At 47.0% G+C, this 21,095-nt stretch carries 27 protein-coding genes, 3 tRNA genes and 1 pseudogene; 5 read left to right on the plus strand and 26 right to left on the minus strand.

Annotated features, from left to right (window positions below; translation table 11 throughout):
- Positions 1–10 precede the first annotated feature (10 nt).
- The 4 genes from V2546_RS02140 to V2546_RS02155 form a co-directional block, all read right to left on the minus strand.
- A complete protein-coding gene (locus V2546_RS02140) occupies positions 11–1,057 on the minus strand; it encodes an ATP--guanido phosphotransferase (RefSeq protein ID WP_329751426.1) in 1,047 nt (348 codons plus the stop codon).
- A complete protein-coding gene (locus tag V2546_RS02145) occupies positions 1,050–1,625 on the minus strand; it encodes a UvrB/UvrC motif-containing protein (RefSeq protein ID WP_118529727.1) in 576 nt (191 codons plus the stop codon). The genes V2546_RS02140 and V2546_RS02145 overlap by 8 nt, the downstream gene beginning before the upstream one ends.
- Before the next feature lie 13 nt (positions 1,626–1,638).
- Positions 1,639–2,016, minus strand: a complete 378-nt coding sequence (locus tag V2546_RS02150) for a GntR family transcriptional regulator (RefSeq protein WP_118298427.1) — start codon at positions 2,014–2,016, stop codon at positions 1,639–1,641.
- A gap of 156 nt (positions 2,017–2,172) precedes the next feature.
- Positions 2,173–3,231 (minus strand): hypothetical protein, encoded by a 1,059-nt coding sequence (locus tag V2546_RS02155; protein WP_329751428.1) that lies wholly within the window; start codon positions 3,229–3,231, stop codon positions 2,173–2,175.
- A 396-nt stretch (positions 3,232–3,627) separates the two neighbouring features.
- On the opposite strand from V2546_RS02155, the gene V2546_RS02160 reads away from it, so the two are divergent.
- Positions 3,628–3,837: a hypothetical protein gene (locus tag V2546_RS02160; RefSeq protein WP_147352380.1), complete on the plus strand. Its 210-nt coding sequence runs from the start codon at positions 3,628–3,630 to the stop codon at positions 3,835–3,837.
- Here the strand turns inward: V2546_RS02160 and V2546_RS02165 are convergent.
- The 6 genes and pseudogenes from V2546_RS02165 to V2546_RS02195 all read right to left on the minus strand — a co-directional run bounded on the left by V2546_RS02165 (position 3,822) and on the right by V2546_RS02195 (position 9,180).
- The gene (locus V2546_RS02165) at positions 3,822–5,009 is read right to left on the minus strand and encodes a pyridoxal phosphate-dependent aminotransferase (RefSeq protein WP_118529926.1); all 1,188 of its coding nucleotides are present in this window, start codon (positions 5,007–5,009) and stop codon (positions 3,822–3,824) included. The two genes, V2546_RS02160 and V2546_RS02165, sit on opposite strands and share 16 nt — an antisense overlap.
- Positions 5,010–5,430: 421 nt before the next feature.
- A tRNA-Leu gene (locus tag V2546_RS02170) sits at positions 5,431–5,514 on the minus strand.
- A gap of 171 nt (positions 5,515–5,685) precedes the next feature.
- The gene (locus V2546_RS02175; protein WP_329751429.1) at positions 5,686–6,951 is read right to left on the minus strand and encodes a nickel-dependent putative hexonate epimerase; all 1,266 of its coding nucleotides are present in this window, start codon (positions 6,949–6,951) and stop codon (positions 5,686–5,688) included.
- Positions 6,952–6,975: 24 nt separating this feature from the next.
- The gene (locus V2546_RS02180; protein ID WP_486463548.1) at positions 6,976–7,671 is read right to left on the minus strand and encodes an NAD(P)/FAD-dependent oxidoreductase; all 696 of its coding nucleotides are present in this window, start codon (positions 7,669–7,671) and stop codon (positions 6,976–6,978) included.
- Positions 7,672–7,934: 263 nt separating this feature from the next.
- Positions 7,935–8,620 (minus strand): annotated as a pseudogene (locus V2546_RS02190) (FadR/GntR family transcriptional regulator).
- A 476-nt stretch (positions 8,621–9,096) separates the two neighbouring features.
- Positions 9,097–9,180, minus strand: a tRNA-Leu gene (locus tag V2546_RS02195).
- A 192-nt stretch (positions 9,181–9,372) separates the two neighbouring features.
- Here V2546_RS02195 and V2546_RS02200 point away from each other — a divergent pair.
- Positions 9,373–9,456, plus strand: a tRNA-Leu gene (locus tag V2546_RS02200).
- Positions 9,457–10,007: 551 nt separating this feature from the next.
- Here the strand turns inward: V2546_RS02200 and rplT are convergent.
- The 8 genes from rplT to V2546_RS02240 form a co-directional block, all read right to left on the minus strand.
- The gene (rplT, locus tag V2546_RS02205; RefSeq protein ID WP_118298422.1) at positions 10,008–10,364 is read right to left on the minus strand and encodes a 50S ribosomal protein L20; all 357 of its coding nucleotides are present in this window, start codon (positions 10,362–10,364) and stop codon (positions 10,008–10,010) included.
- Positions 10,365–10,402: 38 nt separating this feature from the next.
- Positions 10,403–10,600: a 50S ribosomal protein L35 gene (rpmI, locus tag V2546_RS02210; RefSeq protein WP_021906099.1), complete on the minus strand. Its 198-nt coding sequence runs from the start codon at positions 10,598–10,600 to the stop codon at positions 10,403–10,405.
- Positions 10,601–10,627: 27 nt separating this feature from the next.
- Positions 10,628–11,122, minus strand: a complete 495-nt coding sequence (gene infC / locus V2546_RS02215; RefSeq protein ID WP_118298421.1) for a translation initiation factor IF-3 — start codon at positions 11,120–11,122, stop codon at positions 10,628–10,630.
- 368 nt (positions 11,123–11,490) lie between these two features.
- Positions 11,491–11,805, minus strand: a complete 315-nt coding sequence (locus V2546_RS02220; protein ID WP_118322093.1) for a DUF1540 domain-containing protein — start codon at positions 11,803–11,805, stop codon at positions 11,491–11,493.
- 115 nt (positions 11,806–11,920) lie between these two features.
- Positions 11,921–12,379 (minus strand): DUF6560 family protein, encoded by a 459-nt coding sequence (locus V2546_RS02225; protein ID WP_118529723.1) that lies wholly within the window; start codon positions 12,377–12,379, stop codon positions 11,921–11,923.
- A gap of 83 nt (positions 12,380–12,462) precedes the next feature.
- Positions 12,463–13,077, minus strand: a complete 615-nt coding sequence (locus V2546_RS02230; protein WP_329751431.1) for a YcxB family protein — start codon at positions 13,075–13,077, stop codon at positions 12,463–12,465.
- Positions 13,078–13,087: 10 nt separating this feature from the next.
- Positions 13,088–13,657, minus strand: coding sequence for a hypothetical protein (locus V2546_RS02235; protein ID WP_329751432.1), 570 nt, complete (start codon positions 13,655–13,657; stop codon positions 13,088–13,090).
- Positions 13,658–13,696: 39 nt separating this feature from the next.
- Positions 13,697–14,617 carry an AEC family transporter gene (locus V2546_RS02240; protein WP_329751433.1) on the minus strand — a complete coding sequence of 307 codons (921 nt, stop codon included), beginning with the start codon at positions 14,615–14,617 and terminating at the stop codon, positions 13,697–13,699.
- A 225-nt stretch (positions 14,618–14,842) separates the two neighbouring features.
- Here V2546_RS02240 and V2546_RS02245 point away from each other — a divergent pair, with 225 nt between their 5' ends.
- The 3 genes from V2546_RS02245 (at position 14,843) to V2546_RS02255 (ending at position 15,604) form a co-directional block, all read left to right on the plus strand.
- Complete coding sequence (locus V2546_RS02245) at positions 14,843–15,052, plus strand: hypothetical protein (RefSeq protein WP_118529719.1); 210 nt, start codon at positions 14,843–14,845, stop codon at positions 15,050–15,052.
- Entirely contained in the window at positions 15,000–15,314 is a 315-nt protein-coding gene (locus V2546_RS02250) for a DUF3837 family protein (RefSeq protein ID WP_118529718.1), read from the plus strand. The genes V2546_RS02245 and V2546_RS02250 overlap by 53 nt, the downstream gene beginning before the upstream one ends.
- Positions 15,315–15,388: 74 nt before the next feature.
- A complete protein-coding gene (locus V2546_RS02255; RefSeq protein ID WP_329751434.1) occupies positions 15,389–15,604 on the plus strand; it encodes a hypothetical protein in 216 nt (71 codons plus the stop codon).
- Positions 15,605–15,740: 136 nt separating this feature from the next.
- On the opposite strand, the gene V2546_RS02260 is transcribed toward V2546_RS02255, so the two are convergent.
- The 8 genes from V2546_RS02260 to V2546_RS02295 all read right to left on the minus strand — a co-directional run bounded on the left by V2546_RS02260 (position 15,741) and on the right by V2546_RS02295 (position 21,065).
- The gene (locus tag V2546_RS02260; protein ID WP_118529716.1) at positions 15,741–16,013 is read right to left on the minus strand and encodes a hypothetical protein; all 273 of its coding nucleotides are present in this window, start codon (positions 16,011–16,013) and stop codon (positions 15,741–15,743) included.
- Between the two features lie 416 nt (positions 16,014–16,429).
- On the minus strand, positions 16,430–17,170 hold the full coding sequence (locus tag V2546_RS02265) for a M15 family metallopeptidase (RefSeq protein WP_329751435.1): 741 nt from the start codon (positions 17,168–17,170) through the stop codon (positions 16,430–16,432).
- A 116-nt stretch (positions 17,171–17,286) separates the two neighbouring features.
- Entirely contained in the window at positions 17,287–17,577 is a 291-nt protein-coding gene (locus tag V2546_RS02270) for a phage holin family protein (protein WP_329751436.1), read from the minus strand.
- A 3-nt stretch (positions 17,578–17,580) separates the two neighbouring features.
- Positions 17,581–17,829, minus strand: coding sequence for a hemolysin XhlA family protein (locus V2546_RS02275; RefSeq protein WP_329751437.1), 249 nt, complete (start codon positions 17,827–17,829; stop codon positions 17,581–17,583).
- A 12-nt stretch (positions 17,830–17,841) separates the two neighbouring features.
- Complete coding sequence (locus V2546_RS02280; protein WP_329751438.1) at positions 17,842–18,264, minus strand: putative ABC transporter permease; 423 nt, start codon at positions 18,262–18,264, stop codon at positions 17,842–17,844.
- Positions 18,242–18,991, minus strand: coding sequence for a DUF4376 domain-containing protein (locus tag V2546_RS02285; RefSeq protein WP_329751439.1), 750 nt, complete (start codon positions 18,989–18,991; stop codon positions 18,242–18,244). The genes V2546_RS02280 and V2546_RS02285 overlap by 23 nt, the downstream gene beginning before the upstream one ends.
- A 470-nt stretch (positions 18,992–19,461) precedes the next feature.
- Complete coding sequence (locus V2546_RS02290) at positions 19,462–19,935, minus strand: hypothetical protein (RefSeq protein WP_329751440.1); 474 nt, start codon at positions 19,933–19,935, stop codon at positions 19,462–19,464.
- Between the two features lie 134 nt (positions 19,936–20,069).
- Positions 20,070–21,065, minus strand: a complete 996-nt coding sequence (locus V2546_RS02295) for a tyrosine-type recombinase/integrase (protein ID WP_329751441.1) — start codon at positions 21,063–21,065, stop codon at positions 20,070–20,072.
- Positions 21,066–21,095: the final 30 nt, after the last annotated feature.

Consider the following 21,095-nt stretch of genomic DNA (forward strand, 5'->3'; position numbering starts at 1 on the left):
CTTCCGGAGATCATGCCTCCGGCTCTATAATTTCCGGCAGCCGTTTTCTCAAAAATTCCGCTCTCGCAGCATCCAGCTCATCTTTATCGAGCGGACGGTCTGCCAGACTCAGAAGATTTGCAGGCTGGATCCCGATCATCAGTCCGTAAACGGAACACGGCTCCTTCACCGTCAGGATCCCGTCTGTGATCCCAGTCATGATCTGGGACAGAAATTCCATTCCGTCCTTTCTCGTCAGGCGTCTCGCATATTTTAAGACTCCGTACGATTTATAGTATTCATCCGCTGCCTGCACCGGCTTTCTCTGGCGGTATTCCCGGCGCATCCGGCGTTCCTGGGCATCCAGCTCCAGCGCCGCCTTTCGCACGATATCAATGATCTCCTGTTCTGTCTGACCCAGAGTCTTCTGGTTCGAGATCTGGTACAGGGAACCGAAGTTTTCCGCGCCTTCGCCGTAAACGCCGCGGACCTGGGTCCCAAAACGGCCCATATCCGCTACCAAGCTGCTGAAATTTTTGTTTTTCGACAGCATCGGCAGATGAAGGACCACTGCTGCCCGGAGTCCCGTCCCCACATTTGTCGGGAACGAGGTCAGATATCCGTATTTTTCATCAAACGCATAGTCAAACCGTTCTCCGATGTAATCATCGATCCGGTCCGCCTTTTCGTAAAGCCGGTCCAGGGTCAGCCCCGTCTGCAGCGTCTGGATCCGCACATGGTCATCCCCGTTTAAGAGGATCGCCGTGGACTCATCCTCCGACAGGATCATCCCCGTCGGATCTTTTTTCTTCATCACGCTGCGATTTAAAGCCCGCCGCTCTAAAAGTGCAGTCTTTTCCAGATCTCCCATCCTCTCCAGGTGTGTAAACCGGTACTGCATCCGGTCCATGGAGGCGATACCGGTGAGTCCGCCGAGAAGTTTCTCTGAAAGCTCCACACTCTGTTCCTTTGTGAGACGCCCGGGGAACGGGTACTCTTTCAGGTTTCGAACCAGACGGATCCGGCTGTAGATCACATTTGTACCTGTCTTTCCAGGCATCTCATACCATTTATCCATTCTGTTTCTCCTCTTTTAACGCCCGGATCTCATCTCTGAGCTTCGCGGCCTCCTCGTACTCTTCCCGGCGCACCGCGTCTTTTAATCTCGCTTCCATCAGGCGGATCTTTTCCTCTTTTGAAAGTTCCGGGATATTCACCGGATCCTCTCCCGGTCCGGCAGCTTCTCCGATCACCGCCGGATCCGGCTGAAATCCTGCCGGATGTTTTCCGACATGTTTTTCGCTGCCCTGAAGATGGCGGATGTGGTCGCTGATCAGCGGATCAAAAACACTGTAGCAGTCCGGGCATCCAAACCGGCTGTCCTTTACAAATTCCTCATACGTTGTTCCGCAGGTCGGGCATACGACGCCGGAATATTTTTCATCCTCTTCCTCCGTCTCCTGGGTTCCAAGGAGTCCTGAGAGAAGTTTTCCCAACGGGAACTCTCCCTCAAAGAGTGCGGAGAACTGTCCGAGGTCCGCATGGGCGGCACACTGGGTACAGAGGTTGTGCTCGGTCTTCACGCCGTTGATGACTTCCACGTATTTTACGGTCGCTTCCCGTTTTTTGCAATGTTCACAAAGCATGAATGTTCCTCCTTTATGCCTGTCCGCCGAACTCATCATAGATCTGGTCCACAAGGTTGTGGATCTCGTCTCTGCCGACGTTTTTGCAGATCCCGCGCGCCACGATCAGCGCAAGATCATTTTTCATCTCCTCCATCGTCCGCAGTTTATCCATATCCAGGGCGATCACGGCCCCGCGTCTGCGGTCCAGACGCAGGAAGCCTTCCTGTTTCAATACAGCATATGCCTTATTGACTGTATGCATGTTAATTCCGATCTCATCCGCAAGCTGTCTGACCGACGGAAGGCTGTCCCCGTCGTGAAGCACATCCATCGCAATGCCACAGATGATCTGGTTGCAGAGCTGGGTGTAGAGCGCTTCCTCACTGTCAAAATCAATCTTCAATACCATTCTATCACCGTCTTTGTTTTAGATTTTTGATACCGGGACCGCGCAAACAGCCCCGGTATCATTGTATTCCATTTGTTATATGTGTATAGTAACAGATTGCATGGAATCCGTCAAGCGGAATCATGATTTCGACGTACATATGTTCTTTTCAGCTTTTTATTCCAGGTCCAGCCTTCCCTCCGCTGACCGGTTCACCGCGATCCGCTCGATCGTCCAGGCGATATCCGCGGCCTTACCTTTCAGTTTTTCCCAGGCATCCGGATCCTGGTATACACGAATCAGTGCTCCGAAGATCACGTCATATTCTCTTCTCGCACCTTCCGGAAGTCCCGTCGCCTCCGAGATCTCGTCAAAGCGGTATCGCGCAGCTTTCGGGAACTGGTCTTTTTTCATCTCATCCCCGGAATTTTCATAGATATATGCCCCGAATCCGTCCTTCACCGCATCCGGCTTTGAAAAACGCAGTTCCTTTTTCTTCTCGTCGAGGGAATAAAAACAGGAATACAGCGGGTTTCCTCTCTTATCTTTAAAACCCCTGTATTCCCCGCCGGACGGGTCATACACAAACCTCCAGCCGTCATCGCGGAATTTCTTTCTCCACCCATCCGGGAACACATTGATAAATCCGGCAATCATGTTTTCTTCCTCCGGGCTCACATCTTTTTTCGTCCCATCCGCGTTCACTGCCCGGATATCCCCGGCCGGATCCGGCTGTCCGTCATAGTCAATATAGGAAAATCCGGCATATTCATTTACGCGCATGCTCCCGTCCGGACGAAACGCATAAGTCTTTCCCCGGATCGTGCGAACAGCCTCCTGATTCATCGTTCCGTCCGCATCGAACCAGTACCACTTTCCCTTATCCTGAAACCACTGGATCATCGCATTTCCCGAAGGATCATAATAGTACCAGTTTCCGCCGCCCGGACCATCGTACTGCCAGCCCTCCGAGAGGGAACCATCCGTATTAAAGTGGTAACGAATGTTTCCGACCGTTCTCCATCCCGTCTCCATGATCCCGTTTTGATCAAAATGATACCACTCACCGTTAAGATCCTCCCAGGTGCCGCGCGCCGCTCTTCCGTCCGAATATTTGAACGTATACCCGGCATCCGTGAGTGTCCACGTCCCGTCCGCGGCGAATGACGTCATGGCATGTATGGCAGTCAGTGCGAGGGCTGCGGCCGTCAACGCATATTTTTTTTTCTTCTTCACAGACAGTCCTCCTTTCCGCGTTTTCCGCTGTTTTCTGTTCGTTATGATCCGCAGCCATTCATTTACAGAGTCTGACTTGTCGGCACAGATCTGCCGGCCATCTGCTTTCTGACAGCCGGGCTGCCAAGTGTCCTGTCCGCCGCTTCTGTTAAATCTCCGTTCTCATCCATATCAGGAGCAGACGGATCCTTACTATTATCGGTTGAATCTGTGTGTAAAATCATTTATACTGAATAAAGGATTGTTTCATCCAAAGTCAGCACTTTCACGGACTCGGCCCCGTCAGAACAATACTGACCGCGGTTGATTTCTGGTCTGCAATCCTTTCGCCGTCCATCGAGGACAGGCGAATCCTTACTATTATTGACAAAGAAACTCACACGAAAGGATTTTTATATGAAACGATTTTTTGCCTGGGTGGGAATCCTCATCATCGCCGCGGTATTTCTCTCCCTCATCGTCCTGACATTCACCGGAGGTTCCGAAAATGTCATCATGGCACTTCTCTTCTGCGTCATCGTCATCCCGGTGATGCTCTACGGCTACGCGCTGATCTTAAAATATCTCCGCGGCAGGAACAAAAAAGACGATCAGCAGAATCCGTAATCCTTCGCCATCTTTTCCAGACGGTCAGCAGCCATTTTCAATGTCTCTTTCCCTCTGGAAAAATGCAGGCGGATATAGTTGTTCACCGGCTCCTTAAAGAAACTGGAGCCCGGCACTGCCGCCACACCATACTTCTTTATCATCCATTCACAGAACTCCAGATCTGTCCATCCGGAAAATTCCGGTCTCTCAAGGAATCCAGAAATATTCACAAGAACAAAATAGCTGCCCTGCGGAGTTGTGTGCGGGAGTCCCATCTGCTCCAGTCTTCCGCAGAGATAATCTCTCTTTTCTGTATAAAGGTCTTTCAGCCATTCATAATACTCCGGTCCAAATTTTAAGCCTGTGACTGCCGCTTCCTGAAGAGGTGCCGCAGCGCCCACCGTGAGGAAGTCATGAACCTTCTTTGCCGCCTCGATCACGCGCTCCGGTCCGATCAGATAGCCCAGTCTCCATCCGGTCATGGAATACGTCTTTGAAAGCGAGCTGCAGGTGATCGTCCGCTCGTACATTCCCGGGAGTGCCGCCATGGAAATATGACGGTTTCCATCATAAATAATATACTCGTACACCTCATCGGTGATCACAAATGCATCATACCGCTTCGCAAGCTCTGCAATCTCCTCCATCTCTCCCATAGTAAATACTTTTCCGCACGGATTCGACGGATTACAGAGGATCAGCGCCTTTGCTCCGTCCCGAAACGCCTGCTCCAGGACCGCTCTGTCGTAATGGAAATCCGGCGGCACAAGCGGAATATAGATCGGGTCTGCCCCGGAGAGGATCGCGTCTGCCCCATAGTTTTCATAGAACGGGCTGAAAACCGCAACCTTGTCTCCCGGATTGCACACCGTCATCATCGCTGCCATCATGGCCTCCGTTCCTCCACAGGTCACAACGATCTCCTTATCCGGATCGATCGGACGATTCCATTTCTTTGTATACATGTCTGCCAGAGCATCGCGGAAATTTTTCGCTCCGAATGTGATCGAATACTGGTGAGGGCCATGTTCCGCCGCCACCTTCAATGCCTCCAGGATCTCCTTCGGCGGATCAAAATCCGGGAATCCCTGGCTCAGATTGATGCTGCCCGGCGTCATATCGTTAATTCTCGTCATTCTCCGGATGACGGAGTCCGTAAATGTCTGTACTCTTCTGCTTAATTCCGGCATAGGAAAAACCTCTCTTCTGATGTATTTTGTCATTTATGATACCGCTGCCTCCTGAACAATTACGCACTTGCGGTCTTTTATCCTAGTATCATCTTACCACAACTGATCCGCGTGGCATATTTCTTTTTATTTACAATTTTATAAAAAGAACGGAATCCTACCTTAGTCAGAGATTCCGTTCTTATATTGTTTTCATCTTTATCTATCAGCGAAACTTTATCTCCGCTCTGTTCCTTCTCAAAATATCTTTCCGGACACACTCATTCATAGAATTATAAATTACACCATCCGCAACCATTTACATTTTTCCTATTTGCATCTCTTTTCTTTACCTTCTCCATGAAATAAGAATTCTCATAGAGAATCCGGCGCTCTCCCCTGTAACGCAAAAAGACTCAAGTCTCACGACTTGAGTCTTTCGTGCGGAAGATGGGACTTGAACCCACACGATGTAACCACCACAAGATCCTTAGTCTTGCTCGTCTGCCAGTTCCGACACTTCCGCGTATCGGGTGTTTCAAGATTTCGTATCTCTCACCGACGCATATTAATATACCACACCTTTTCATGTTTGGCAAGTACTTTTTTAAACTTTTTTTATTTTTTTAATAGCATGTTTTATTTGTACAATTTGTATAACTGATAGCTATCAATTAACTTTATCCATAGTTTTTTCTCACGCTTCTCCCTTTACTCTCCACAGTCCAACCGCTGGGGCTTTGATGAAATAATACTCTTCCCCATTGTCCTCATACCAGCCCATTTCCTTTCCCTTCGGCTGGTATTTTTTCATCATCGGCCCGATATCGGTCCACTCATAGCCCACGGATCTCATGATCTCCTCCGGCATAAGTTTTGGATCTGCCGCGTAGGTGATCTTAAATCTACCGTCCGACGAGCCGTGGATCAAGTGGGCCGCCGCCATCTCGATTCCGTTGAACTCCCCATTTTCATAGGCATTCTGTATCGTTTCCGTGCCGCTGTAACCGTATTTTCTGATACAGGAGTCTACCTCCTCATTCTCCCCAAAGGATTTTATCCCAGGTGCCAGGATCAGAAGTTCTCCTCCATCCGCGATCGCCATTCTTGTCCGGTAGACCGCTTTATTTCCAACCCAGGTACTGCCGAATTCCGCCGGATCCAGCCACGTGACAATCTTTTTCGCCCGTTTTGGAAGCCAGGTGATGTTCTTCGTTTCCGCAAGTCTGCATGCCGCAGAAAACGTCTCCCGCTCCTCGCCGATATAGAAACCGTAGAGATCAGAATCCTGATGTTTCTCACAGGTCACCGTCAGCATGAATGTGATTTTAAGCTGATCCAGGAAATTCTTCTGGACATAGTCAAAGATCCGTCTCACCGGCGTATTTTCCCGTCCCATGATCTTCTCGATTCCGCAGATGGCGCTGATCATATGGGATTGGTTGATCATGTCCCTGCCGCCGACTCCCACCAGCAGGTTTTTCGTGTAATTTGCCATTCCCACCACCTCATGGGGAACCACCTGACCGATGGATACGATCCGGTCAAACTCTCCTGAAAGAACGTTTCTGTTTAATTCAGCCGTAATCGCTCTCCTGTATGTTCCCCCGGTCGCTTCAGAAACAATCTCTTCCGGCACAATGCAGATATCTTCCGTGTCATTTTTCCAGTTATGACTTAAAAAACACACATCCGGGATTGCTCCGAAAAATCTGATTCTCTCTTCTCTCGTCATCTGCCGGTGTGTCCCCACCGCCGGCATAATCCGAACTTTGCATTCCCCAGATAATTTTTCATACAGATACGCGGTAATCTTTCCCGCATAAGAATAGCATCTCGTAATGTCCGGAGGCAGGATCAGAATCTTCTCTCTCTGTTTCACCTGGCTGATCCACGTTTCCAATATTCTCTTCCACTCATGATCCGCTAATGCCGCTTCTGATTTTTCTGCATAGATCATCATCTATTCTCCCTTCATATTGTATATTCATCTCTTTTGCCTTTTCACACATATTTTAGCCATTGCAATAATCTTACATATATCAGAAATTTTTCCGCAGCCAAGACCGGCACTGTTGATCACCCAACGCGATTTAAAAATCCCGTGCTTTGTAGTCACCATATAAAAGAAATTCCCTGTTTCATCTTTTTTGCGGTCAATTCCCGTCACTTCATGATCAAAGAAATATTTTGCTCCATTCTGTGCTGCATTCTCTGCCAGAGCAATCGTATAATTAAACGGATCCACAATTCCCGAGTTTTTCGAGAACATGGCAAACTCTCCCACCGCAGTCGGAACGAGTTTATGAAGTTCTTCTTTGCTTAAAAGATAAAGTTCAGACGCACCGTTCTTTTCTCCCTGAACAATCGTTCTCTTTAACGTCTCCAGATCTTCCGCCGTCTTTCCCACCAGCACTTTTCCGCAGCGTTTGAAGCTGAACCCCAGATCCTTTGACAATTCATCCATTCCCTGGTTTCCCTCTACACAGAGTTTCGCCTTCAGTGTTCCCACATCATACGCAAATCCACCGTGTACTACTCCTGAATTTCTGCCGCTGGTCTCATAACAGACATCCAGATTTTTTTCCAATACGCCAATGTGCAGACGATACTTCGTAAGCTCTCTTGCAATTGCACTTCCCACAACACCGCCGCCTACGACAATCGCATCAAATGGTCCCACGACTTCCTCTCCTTCTTCGAGATTTTATACAATTTTTCATGTCTTTTAAGAATATTTTTTGTAATTCATCCTACCTTTCATATTGAGATCTTATCATACTCTCATTCCATTTTCAAGTATTATGTTAATTTTTCTTATCTTTTGGCGTTTTTGCAAGTTTTTTACAACACAATTGCTTACGTTCTCCAATAAAAAAACCGCCCAGAATTCATCCTATAAATTCCAGGCAGTTTTTCTTTTTCATCACTTCTGTTTGCGGCATTTTATACACTTCCCAGCTCTCTCTCATAGCGGTTCGTATTGTAGAGCAAATGGAACCGCATTTCCATCTCCGCTTCAAAAGATTTGTGCTCACAGATGTACTGAAAAATTTTCCGATGTGATAGCAGTGTCTGATCATACTCCGTCTGTCCTACCTCTCTTGCAAAGACAGCAACGCCTTTCCCGATTACCGGCAAAAGGTTTTCCATTACAATATTATGAGTACATTCGGCAATTTTCGTGTGAAATTTTGTATCCAGGTCCGAATAATCTCCTTTTTTTCCATCACCAGTTCCATTTCCCTTAAAATTGAGGCAAACTCCTCAATATCCTCTTCTTTGGCTCGCTGGGCGGCCAGTCCCGCGATCTGAGGCTCTAACATAATTCTCACTCGCAAGAGATCCCTTGTCAGTTTCACATGATCCTCAACCATCGAAAATCCCAAAGGGTCATCAGCAACCCCCTGTTTCCCTGACACAAAAGTCCCTGCCCCCTGTCGAATTTCCAATATATTTCTGGACGCCAGGATCTTCAGCGCCTCCCTCACCGTATTACGCCCAGCCCCCGTTTTCTCACAGAGTTCTTTTTCCGTAGGCAGCTTATCTCCCGCCCGGTATGGCGTTTTCTGAATCATATTCATAATTTCATCTGCAATTTGTTCCACCAGCGTTCGTGCCTGCACTCCCATATATCATCATCTCCTGTTCCTTCATTCACCTCTTCCATTATACATAATCCATTCATTCTTTCCAAGTTCAAATACTTGTCCGTAAATTATCTTTAAAGATATTTTGATTCATCGTTTTATCATTCTCAGCTATGTTCAGTCTGCTTTTCCCTTTTACCTTCTCCAGAAAAAATTTTTCTACTATAGTAAAGCAAGAGCGGAATCCCACTCAAATCCAGGATTCCGCTCTTATATCACATTCATTTATCAGCATGATCGGACTCTAATTGACGATATATTATATTCACATCAAAATCAGGTGCCGCAGTTTTTCTTCGTTTTTCGAATACCACAGACGCCTGGGAAATCAGGCAATGAACTTTTTAGAAATAAAGTTTTTGTTGATGTGTATAATCTTACCACTCTCGGCTAAAAAAGGAAAGAAGATTTTCCGCCACAACGCAAAAAGACTCAAGTCTTTCAACTTGAGTCTTTCATGCGGAAGATGGGACTTGAACCCACACGATGTAACCACCACAAGATCCTTAGTCTTGCTCGTCTGCCAGTTCCGACACTTCCGCGTATCGGGTGTTTCAAGATTTTGTATCTCTCACCGACGCATATTAATATACCACACCTTTTCATGTTTGGCAAGTACTTTTTTGAATTTTTTAAAAAAAATATTTTTTTAGCAATATTCAAAAAACTGTTGACAAATCCATTCCCTTATACTATAATATATCTTGTCAATGAGATACGTCATCTGACGAGATGCAGAAGTGGCGGAATTGGCAGACGCGCACGGTTCAGGTCCGTGTGATAGCAATATCATGAGGGTTCAAGTCCCTTCTTCTGCACGAAGGCTTAAGTCGAAAGGCTTAAGCCTTTTTTGTTTAGTAGAAAGTTCCGATGGCACTTCCCATCACCAATTCGCCCGTTCAGTGCAATACGCATCTCGATCATCCCTCCCCTCTGTTCCTTTCACTGCCATCCCATCACCGATAAAGTTCCAGACTTGGATCGTCGCCTCTGGGAAACCGTTTGAAAGCTGCAAACATTCCCACCGCCAGCCCAGCGCAGCGTCGGCGTCCTCTCCGCTAACGCACAGCGCCGGCAAAACTCCGGGCATGGACCGCCCAGTCCCATGAATCCGACTTTCTCTTAGTCTTCAGAAAAGCATTTCCGAAAGCTACAAACATCCCCATCACCAGCCCAGCGCAGCGTCGGCGTCCTCTCCGCCAACACACAGCGCCGGTGAGGCTCCGGGCATGGACCGCCTGATCCCAGGAGCTGGTTTCCTCTTAGCCCGCAGGAGAATGCGTTGGAGAGCTGCGGACACCCCGCAAACACAAAAAACCTTCCCGACAGATCACTCCATCAGGAAGGTTTTCTCTTATCTCACTGACAATTAAGCCAGTTTTGTTTTTGCTAACTCAGCAAGCTTTGCAAAGCCCTCTGCGTCGTTGATAGCCATATCGGATAATACCTTACGGTTCATAACAACACCAGCCTGCTTTAAGCCGAACATGAACTTGCTGTAGGAAAGACCGTTGATTCTAGCTGCAGCGTTGATACGAGCGATCCAGAGCTGTCTGAACTGTCTCTTTCTCTCTTTTCTGCCAGCGTAGGAGCTTGTTAAAGCTCTCATTACGGACTGCTTTGCTACTCTATACTGTTTGGAACGAGCTCCTCTGTAACCTTTGGCTAACTTGAGCACTCTGTTATGTCTCTTCTTGGCATTTAAGCCACCTTTAATTCTTGCCATTGCTTAATTTCCTCCTTAATCTTAATTCCGAAAACAAATTATAAATACGGTAAAATCTTCTTCATTACCTTGCTGTTTGTGATATCGGTAACGATGTCTTTTCTAAGATTTCTCTTACGCTTTGTGGATTTCTTAGTTAAGATATGGGACTTATAAGCTTTATTTCTCACTAACTGACCAGTTCCGGTCTTTTTGAAACGTTTTGCAGCTGCTCTGCTTGTTTTCATTTTAGGCATTGTTGTTTCCTCCTTAAAATTGTTCCCTTATCGTTTTGCAGTTAAAAACATTACCAGGCTTCTTCCCTCTACTTTGGAAGGCTTATCGACAACAGCGATATCGGAAAGTTTCTCAGCGAAATCATCCAGAATATACTTCGTCTGGTTCATATGAGCCATCTCACGACCGCGGAAACGAAGCGTAATTTTTACCTTGTTGCCTTTTTCGATGAACTTTCTCGCAGATCCGATCTTTGTATTCAGATCGTTTGTATCGATATTCGGGGAAAGACGAACTTCCTTCACCTCAACCGTTTTCTGCTTCTTTTTCGCTTCCTTCTCCTTACGGATCATCTCATACTTGTATTTGCCGTAATCAATGATCTTACATACCGGCGGCTTCGCTGCCGGAGCAATCTTTACAAGATCCAGTTCTGCATCTCTCGCCATTTTGTAAGCGTCTTTTGCAGACATGATTCCAAGCTGCTCACCATTTTCTCCAATTAAACGAACTTCCTTATCACGGATCTGCTCGTTAATCATTAACTCGCTAATAGCCGTACACCTCCAACTCTCATACTCTACATATGTCGATAGAAAAGAAAAAGCAGATAGGTAACTATCCGCTCGTAACTGCATTGGTTTGGCATGCTGCTGCATGATAAAAACCGATGTCTATGAACCCGGGTCACTTACTCGTGCCAGGGTGAGGCGGATACCTGCTTTCCTGTCAGTTGTTCTCACAACTTATGTAAGTTTACTATAGGAATCCCGTTTTGTCAATCCCTTTCTTTAAAAAAAATCAGCAGACGTCGCGCTCTCCGTATCAGGTCGATAAGCCGCGTGAAAAAGCCGGAACGCACAGAACGCAGCCGGATTCCATGTCCGCTGCGTCCCGTCACTTCCTTTTTTTATTTTTCCCTGAAGCTCGCACACTCTGTCTGTCCGACCGCCATAGCCCCGTCACCGGCGATCGTGATCCGCTCTGCCCGGCATGTGCGGTCATCATTGTAAAGGCAGTTCATCACATCGCAGTCGACCTGCAGCTTCGATTCCGGTGTCTTAAAGAGGTTCTTAAAAAGACCTCCGCGATTTTCCTCAAAACTCCCGCAGCAGGTATCACAGCAGTTTCTCGCCTGTGCGCCCTCCACGAGGATCGTATTTTTACAGCAGCATTTTTCCGCGTTGTGAACACATGTTGTCACTGTACAGTCCAGTTTTGTCATAACATGACCTCCTTTTCTTTTCAGAGATCATTATGAACAAAAAGGTCCCGGATTATTCACCACGGAACCTTTTTCTGGCATATCTGCACCACGCAGTCGTTATTTTCTGCCTGTTTTACGCCTCTTCCACCGGATATTTCAGTCTCTTCAGGCGTTCCATCAGCGTGCTGCTGTCCTTCATGAGCGGATAGATCGTAACGATCGGCTTGTCATTCTTATCGATCAGTTCATAACTCACGATCGAACCCGTCTTTTTCTTCTTATACACGACCGCTTTTTTCAGATCCGTAAATGGGACCACTTTTTTCCTTCCGATCACAGGATTCACCCGGATCGTCTTTCCATCGATCGTAGTCTTCCATAAAAGCCCCCAAAGAGCAAACAGGAGACCAGCGATCCCGCAGATAACATAGAATGCCTTGATAAACGGTTTTCCATCCGCTGCCGGATTCATAAAAAAGCTCCCCATTGTCAATACATCCACGATCCCCATGAACGGCACCACCAACGTATACTTCAGTTTGAGTGTCGGCAGTTTCTCGATCTGCATCTTCTCTTCTTTCTTGATCTTCATCCCCACAATCCTCTCCGTTTTATTTTTCGCGCAGATCACTCATCCCGCACAGTCCCTGTCCCAGGCAGGAAGTTTTGATCCATTTACGCATTTTTTACTTTCTCGATCACCTTATTGCAGCGCTTCTCAAGGAAGCCTCCAAAAGTCTCCTTCTTCCCGCGGTAAAAACCGGCTTTCTCCACCGGTATCGCAAGAGAACGGTTCCAGAAGATCATATAATATTTGCTGGTCTCCTTGATCCATGCGATCCCTTCGTACTGGTACTCCGTGATGATCCCCGGACGCTCCACGGTAAAGGTATCCTCATAGAAATTCAGGGTGCAGCGCTCTCCTTTTAAGCCGGAACTCTCCAGAAGCTGCAGAGCCTGATTTTTATCTGCCGATATCGAATTTGTCTTTTTCCCGGAAGTCTCCCCGTTCTGTCTCTCATTCATTCGTCTCAAGACCACCGCTGCCACAAGGCCGCAGAGCACCGCCTGCAGGATCCTCGTAGACGTTTCAAGCTGTCCGAACGCCATGTAAACAGCTGCTCCCACAAGAAGCGCCATCAATGTATCCTTCAGTCCGAAATCCGGGAGCTGAAACCGGATCTTCTTTCCGTTTTCTTCCTTCGGCATCATCCTCGGTTTGGATGCCACGACCTGATGATAAAACATATCTTCATCATATGTTGATCTTACTGCGTATATTGGTTCCATCCTGCACCTCCTATCGTACCGTGAGCTGTTCCATCGGAAGATGACATTTTTCCGTGAGGAAACCTGCAAGTTCCGTGGAATTTCCCTGCACCGCGTCATCCTTCATGAAATACCGGACCACATTTCCGCGTTCCACGATCACATACATGCCGGACATATCGATGAGACGTCCCACATTATCGTACTCCACACGGGATTTCTCATTCTTTCCGACAACCTCATATCCGTCATCATAGAAGCGGTATTCCCACTGGTAATTGTCATCCATCTTTCCTGCCTCAAACTGCAGATGGATCTGTTTCTTCGCATCCATCCAACCTTTGAGGAGCGCATATCCGCCGAACAGGAAGCCCATGGCACAAAGGATCCCGATCATCATCAGCGCATCCCCGATCGTGCCTCCGACGATCGCCTTCGCTGCCATGCAGAGCAGGAACACCCCCAGAAAGATCGACATGATGCGTTTTCCGCCGGACTGGAAACCAAGTTTCCGGACTCCTTTTTCCAGATGAAGCAGCTTTTCTTCCGTCACATGGTGCCGGATGATAAACCTCGCATCCTTTTCATTCCGTAATTCCATCTTATTCCTCCTTGTGTCGCAACTATTTTTTCAGAACTATTACTGGAAGACAATGATCGCCGCTGTCAGGCTCACGATCCCCAGAATGATCGATGCCGAGTTCACTGCACTGGCCAGATTGATATCTCCATCAAGCATGGACGTATACGCGACTCCGAGCGCCGATACCGGACCAAACATCAAGATCGCAAGTGTTCTGCGGATCTCCTGGGAAAATGGAAGGAACTGATAAAACAGGATCGCCAGGACCGCCGAGATCATGAAGCGGGTTCCCAGGATCTTCGCCACACTGCCTGTCTGTTCTCTCGTCATATGTAATTCCAGTCCCAGACCGATCATTATCATGGAAAGGAATGTATTGGCATTTCCCACCGTCTCAGCAACCTGGTCCGCAAAGACCGGAAGCCGGAGTCCCGCCATGGTCAGCGCCGTCATGATCACATAGCAGTCAAAAGGAACCGACTTTAAAAGCTGCACCACGATCCTGCGGATCTGGTGTTTATCCCCGTTTCCTCCTTTTCCGGCAACTGACATCGCCACTGCATAGGAACCGCCGGTACAGACCACCGCGTTTCCCGTATCAAAGAGACTCGTGCACGCCACGCCGGGCGCACCTAAAAATCCCTGGACGAACGGCATGGTAAAACATCCAATATTATATCCCGAAGCATTCACAAGACCAAAGGCCTTCTGCTCTCTCGTTCCCCTTGCGAACAGTCCGTAGCCGATCACCGCGTACGCGCCGCTGCACAGGAAGCCGATCAATACGATCACCAGCATGGAGACATCCATAGTCGCCTGGCCGAAATTATGGATGATCGCCGCCGGCAGCGTGATCTTTGTGACAAGTTTTGAGAAGACCGGAAGATCCGTCTGATGCAAAAGACCAATCTTTTTTAAACCGTATCCCATCAGGATGATCAGAAAAAAACATCCCGCTTTCAATAATACTGCACTCATTTTTCATGTCCCTCTTTTTATGTCTTTTTGGCAGAAATATAAACAAAGGTTATTATATCTCAAAGTCGCGATCGAATCAATCACTCTTTTCCATCCGGAAAAGTATTGATCCCATATCCCAGAGTGATTTCACATAGCGATTTCGTTTTTCCCGCACTGGACAGTTTTCTGTTCTGATGTTATACTTGTTCTGTTCTCATACAGTTTTCAGGGAGGTTTTTTACCATGTCCGAAGAAAAAGATGCAAAAATTCAGGAACTGGAAGCCGAGATTGCCCGTTTGAAAGAAGAAAATTCAAAGCTTCAGGAGACTGTCCAGTGGATGCATGACCTGATCTGGAAGATGGTCCGTGACCGCGAGGGGCAGAAAGGAGATCCTGCCGATGGTACATACGCTTGTTCCGATGTCCGTGAAGATCAAGATCAAAAACTTTGAGACACCGGCACGGCTGATCAATCACATGGAATTATCCTGTGCAGTTGGTATGGCATGCCGCGAGGCTTCGCTCCCATGCCCGGTGGGAACTGCAGGAATGGGGCTCAAAGAGTTCGTAAAGTCGGTTCCGGATACTATTTTTTCAAGTCCGGCCGTCAATGAGAAATTGAAGGTTCTGATCCGCGATTATATCTATAAGAAGGGCGAGGTTCTGGATGACGACTCACTGATCACCCTGAAACTCGGATATGAAGAATCTTAGGTGTGGCTGCCGCGAGCCAGGTCAGCCGCATAATCTGATCCGGATCCGGATCATAATGGAAGGAGTTTACAGCGATGGGAATTACTGAAAAAGAGTTTCTCGATAAAATGATCGCGCTGGCAAAAGCAGGCGAGGATGAAATGGAGCATTTAAAATGCATGTTTTACGCATGGGCAGAATTTTTCGAAGCTGACGAGGAGACCGTAAACGGGATTGCCGAACTTCTCGCTGACGCCGCAGAGATTTCCGATAAAGATGCGTTTATCAAAAATTTAAGCTGTATTTTATAATTGCAAAAAGACCGGATCCTGCGTAAAGAACGGATCCGGTCTTTTTTGTTTACGCGAATAACGAGCCAAAGTCCGCGCTTGCGCGAGACCTTGGCGACTGTCGTGATAACTTCCCGTTACGCAAAAAGGTTCATTTTTATTCCTCTGTGCTGTCATCTTCCGGGCAGAGATACTCGATCAGAGCGTCCTGCTCTTTTCCGGACAGGCGGAAGAAACCTTCGCCTACGCAGAGGTAACCATCTTCAACATAAACTTCGCTGGAATCAAAATACTCGCCTTTCGCGAACTTGCGGTTTAATTCCGCATTGATCTCGCCGTAGTTTTCCACTCCGAAGATCTTGTTCTTCTTCTGTTCGATCTTCATTAAGTGATAATATGCTTTCTTTAAGTAATCGCCCCGTTTTTTCATAAGAGTTCTCCTTTGCTTTTTATATTCTCTGTAATAAAAGTGTACGGGATAATGCTGAGTTTGTCAATCAGCTATCCTGTTTCTTTAAAAAAATAAGAACCCCGCAACCCCGCATAAACGCTGGATTTCTCGAGATTCTTATAAGTGGACCTGAGGGGAATCGAACCCATAACCATTGATTCCATGAATGCCCCATAAATAGCGTTTTCCCTTATTTTATGCGGGTTTCGCAGGAATGTTATAAACCTATTTCTTGCTGTTTTTTCTCCCAAAAACGCTCTTTTTCGCCATTATGCAACACGAAATGCAACACGAATAAGCTCTCTTAGATGTCCTGCATTCTTTCCTTATATGAATGTATTCTACATTTTTTGTTAAGAAAGCGGCTCTTACTTATGCAGGACACCACCTCTTCCCTACTTTTCTACATGCCACACTTCCATCGCACCATTAGTTTTGCTGTGCCAGCACGCGCCCTGCAGATCTCCATCCTCCTGAAGGTAATACCAGTCTCCGGAGCCGTCAGCCGGATCCACCTGCTTTGTGTCTGGATTCCAGCGGTGCCAACCAGTCCTGACGTAACCGTTTGCTCCGAAGAGGTAATGGTGACCATTGATCAGGCGCCAGTCATTCGCTACCCAAGATCCGTCTTCAAGTTGCCACCACCAGCCGTGCGCATCATGCTGCCAGCCCGGAGTAATGGTCTTCCGCTCCGTCGCTGGCCATGTCTTCATGAACTCTTCCGGGGTCTTGTAATGTTTCTTTATCCCACTGGTACTGCTACCCCAGTCGGGGAGCTGGAAGTGAGGTTTATCTGTGATGGATTTCCAATTTCCACCCCATTCGAGGCCAAGTGTCACTCCGATCTTCCCGACTTTCGTGAAAAATCCATCTTTGTCATAATACGCACCATGCCCATCTGCCCGGTAAAAATCAAAAGCTGTACCCCACTGATGATAGCTGCTATAGCTGCTGCCCTTTGCATTCGTGACGATCTTACCCGGCTTCGATCTCCCCTGTGCGTACAAGGCATCCTGCTCTGCCGTGGTGCGTAGCGTCTCACCGATTTTGATCTGCAGTCCCTGCTTCTCGCATTCCTTGATTAACTCAGTAGCCAGTGTCTGGAGGCGTGGGTGGCATAATGTAATATCTCTCATAATTTTCTCTCCTCTCCTATCAGAAGAAAGCCCGGAAGGATATCCCCTCCGAGCTGTTGCGACGTCGCAACGGCCATATCCCGGACCGTGACGGGAGATAGTGGGATCACCTCCTCCTAATCTTCTTTTCCTGACTGTTTTAATAACTGATTCACATAAGTAGAAAGTCCGGCTACGAGAATTCCCTGAGTGATTGCGGTAAACACAGCTAAAGCAATATCCTGACCATTGGCACATGCACAAGTAGCAAATACATAGATAGCGCAAATCGCAATACCCATTCCGCCGTTGATCAGCGGAATATATTTATCCTTCACGGTTTCGCTCTGCTTTAACCATGCACCAACAAAATATAATACAACTGCAACTACCAACAATTCCGGTTTTACATAATCTTTAATCTGCATACATTAATTCTCCTTCTGATTTTCCTCCAGATCTGCGATCCGATGGTTTGCAACCTTAATCTGTTCTTCCATGACCGCCTGCGTCTCCTCTAATTTATATGTACGCTCGATCACGGTATTATGCTTATCCACTTTTTTCTCAAGCTGCTCTAAGCGATATGCAGTCAGCTTGGCCGATGCAACAACACCAGCTAAGCTGCCAAGGCTGCTGCCTGCTAACCCCACCAGAGCAACTATAACTTCTGTCTGCACACCATCCCTCCTCTATATCAATCTGTAATGCGGTCGTTCTTCTCCGAACTTTCGGTACCGGATCCAGTCGTCCAGGACGATTCCGGCCAGTGCCACCGGCAGCCACATAAGAAAGTACTGCGGACAGATCTGCCCCAAGAGGTTGCCCGGAAGCCCGCTGTAGTCCCAGACTCCCCAGCCGAGCCACAGATTGACGATGCAGCCGGTCAAGAACTCTAATGTCGTGATTCCGACCGCTCCAATCACAACCTGCATCCACAGCGGCATCTGCCAGGACAAGATCTCGTTGATCAGACCGAGAAATACGAAACAGATTCCACCCAGAGCGAACATGGTCCAGTGACTGTACCCTCTCCAAATCAACTCGATCAGTATGTAGAGCAATCCGCCTGTGCCAAATAAGAATAAGTATTTATCTAACAGCTTCTGATTCATCCGTACCACCTACGCTTTCTTTTGCTTTAAGATATGCTTTGAGGACATCTGACTGGTATGTTTCCGGCACATCCGCACCATAGTAAATCTCCTGCAGTTCTTCAGCTGTTTCCGTCGCTTCCACCCAAATCTTAAGGCTATTGCAGTAAGTAGTGTGGAACGTCCGATGCTCATACGCTGCATCCGTGATTTTCTGCATGTCATCGGTGCTATAAAATACACATGGCTGAGTGCTACTGCCATTTGGATGCCAGGGAATTGCAGTTTCTCCTTTGCTGATTAAGGCCAGGCATGTTAAAAATGCAATCTGATCTTCTTCTTTCATCGTAAAATGATGTATCTGACCATCAGAAAGCTCCACGTCAAATCCCTCGACGATAGTTTTGTTACAAGCAGCATTCACTTCCTGTTTCTTTGCTTCCTGTAGTTCTTCCAGAGTCGGGACATACGGCTCCGGCGGAAGGATCTCGCCACCAGTATCCGGATCCGGTGTCTGGTACACGCTGTCATCATCTGACAGATAGACTGTCTGTCCCTCATCGCGATATACTGTAGTCCATCCCGTCAGCGTTGCGCATTCGATGCCGCCGTCCGTGTATAGGGTGATATCTCCCCATTTTGTCGGCGGTGTACCCACGAAGACAATCTGCATCACGTGTGGTTCGATCGTCTGGATGCTCCGGATCTCGTATGACTTGCTTGATCCCTTGATTTTGATTTTTTCCATGGAATACCTCCTAAAAAAATAATTTTTTGTATATAAAAAGGACCCTCGCGGATCCTGAGTTTTCAAATTTATGTGATTTGTAGTTGATTTTTGTGTTGATGAGTTGATTTTTCTCTTTTTCCTCAATTGTATAGTGATACAAATGCAATTACAGCAAATTATAAAAAAGGAACAACGTTTTTAGATAATATTGACTCATTATCATCCGCATCCCAATTGACGCATTCAGGTTTTTATGCTTTCTTAACTATAACATCGAAAGTGAATGCCGATGCAGGAGAGGAAATTATGTCTGAATATACTTCTGGTGATTTTTATGGAGTCTTAATTGGAAAAGACATAAGCGCAGATAACGGATGTCGATTTGGAACGCTTATCATAACGTCTCCTCGTATAAATAGTGGTATTTGGGGATGTACCATTTGGGAATATAAATTTATCCACTGGTACAAGATTAAAAAGCAATGAGTTTAATTCTTTTTTTCCCAGTTGTTTCCAGATGTTAGTCCATATATGCTTCCGGTCAATGAAATAAAGATGGCACAATGCGCTGCGGCAAGGACAAATCCAGTATTTCCATCTGGCGCAATCGCTGAGGTATAATTTATATATCCTACAATTGGTATGTTGGTACCGTAAACGGACTTGATTTTCTCAATTGTGAAATCTGACATGTCCATGAAGCGAGCATTCAAATTATTCTTTGTAACATATTCAGTCCATTCTTGGGTTAATTTGCTATATATCCACATTTTATTGGAATTTTTTGCAAACGCAATCACTGTCATGTAACTATTCCAGTTTCCATAGCAGAATGCAAAACCTTCCTGACAGTCTGTAAGACCAGCTTTAAGGGGGGTGTTAAGCGTGTCGCCATTCCAACTTACAAATGCCGGCTCGTTTCTATCGTAAAACAAATCATTTGTATATTTTGCCTTACTCAAATTGTTATTTGTGGTATTCAAATCACTATACAACTAAGCCGGTCCGCATCCCGTCCAGACTCTATCTGGAAAATCTCAATGCACATCAAATAAGCGGCCGTCTCCGCCCGCCTTTTTTTATCATTTTCTATTGATTAAGCATACTTCCGATGACTCGCCTTAACCTGTTCCTCCTTTACTGTGCAGTATATCAACGTGGTATCCAGTTTTTCATGGCCAAGGAACTCCTTTACCTGTTCGATCGGCATCCCTCTGGCCAACAGATCCGTGGCAATCGTCCGCCGAAATCTATGCGGGTGCGTCTTTTCGACTCCGGCCCGCTTGCCGAGTTGCCGAAGCATATACTGGATTCCGGCCACGGACATGCGACCGTGCGGCTTATCTCCTGTCACGAAAAGTGGATCACTGTCTTTTGCATCCCGCTCCTTCAGATATCTCTTCAGATAGAATTTGGCACTATCTGTAATGTACGTTTTTCTCTCTTTGCTCCCCTTACCGTACACAATCAACTCTTGTTTTCCCATTTCAATGTCTCCGATATTCAGTGAGACCATCTCTGAGACCCGAACTCCTGTGGAATACAGAAACTCGATCATGGCCCTATCACGCACTCCGGGGCACGCATCCCGGAGCCGCTCCATCTCTTCGGCTGAAAATGGCTTCTTGATCTCTTTCTCAAGCTTCAATGTCCCGACTTTGCGAACCGGATTGCTCCGGACCAGTTCCTCCGTGATCAGGAAGTCCCAGAAGCTGGATAGGTAATGCAGACGTGTCTGCATCGTCACCGCTTTGATTCCTCGCTTTTCCCTCATGTAACCGTAGTACATCCGGAGATCCATGCCGGTTACTGCATCGATACTCTTCCCTAAGAATTTCAGCACGTTCCTGACTTCCTTGATATAATGCTGCAACGTTTTCCTCTTTCTGTTCATGGCGATCTTACTGGCTACAAACATCCGGATCTTCGCCTCGTCTCCATCCACACCGGTATCCATCAGTTCTGTGTTCTCTTCTTGGATCTCTTTTCCATGGAAATTCAGGTATAGGACGTTTCCAAGATGCTCCAGTTGCTCCGGAGTTAGGTGCGGTGTCATCTCTGTCAGCACGTTTTTGATGATTTTCTCTATCACAATAAGCCCCTCCTTTACACAGATATTGTA

This window comes from Clostridium sp. CM74B_53, assembly GCF_036318045.1.
In the GTDB taxonomy this organism is placed as follows: Bacteria; Bacillota; Clostridia; order Lachnospirales; family Lachnospiraceae; genus Pilosibacter.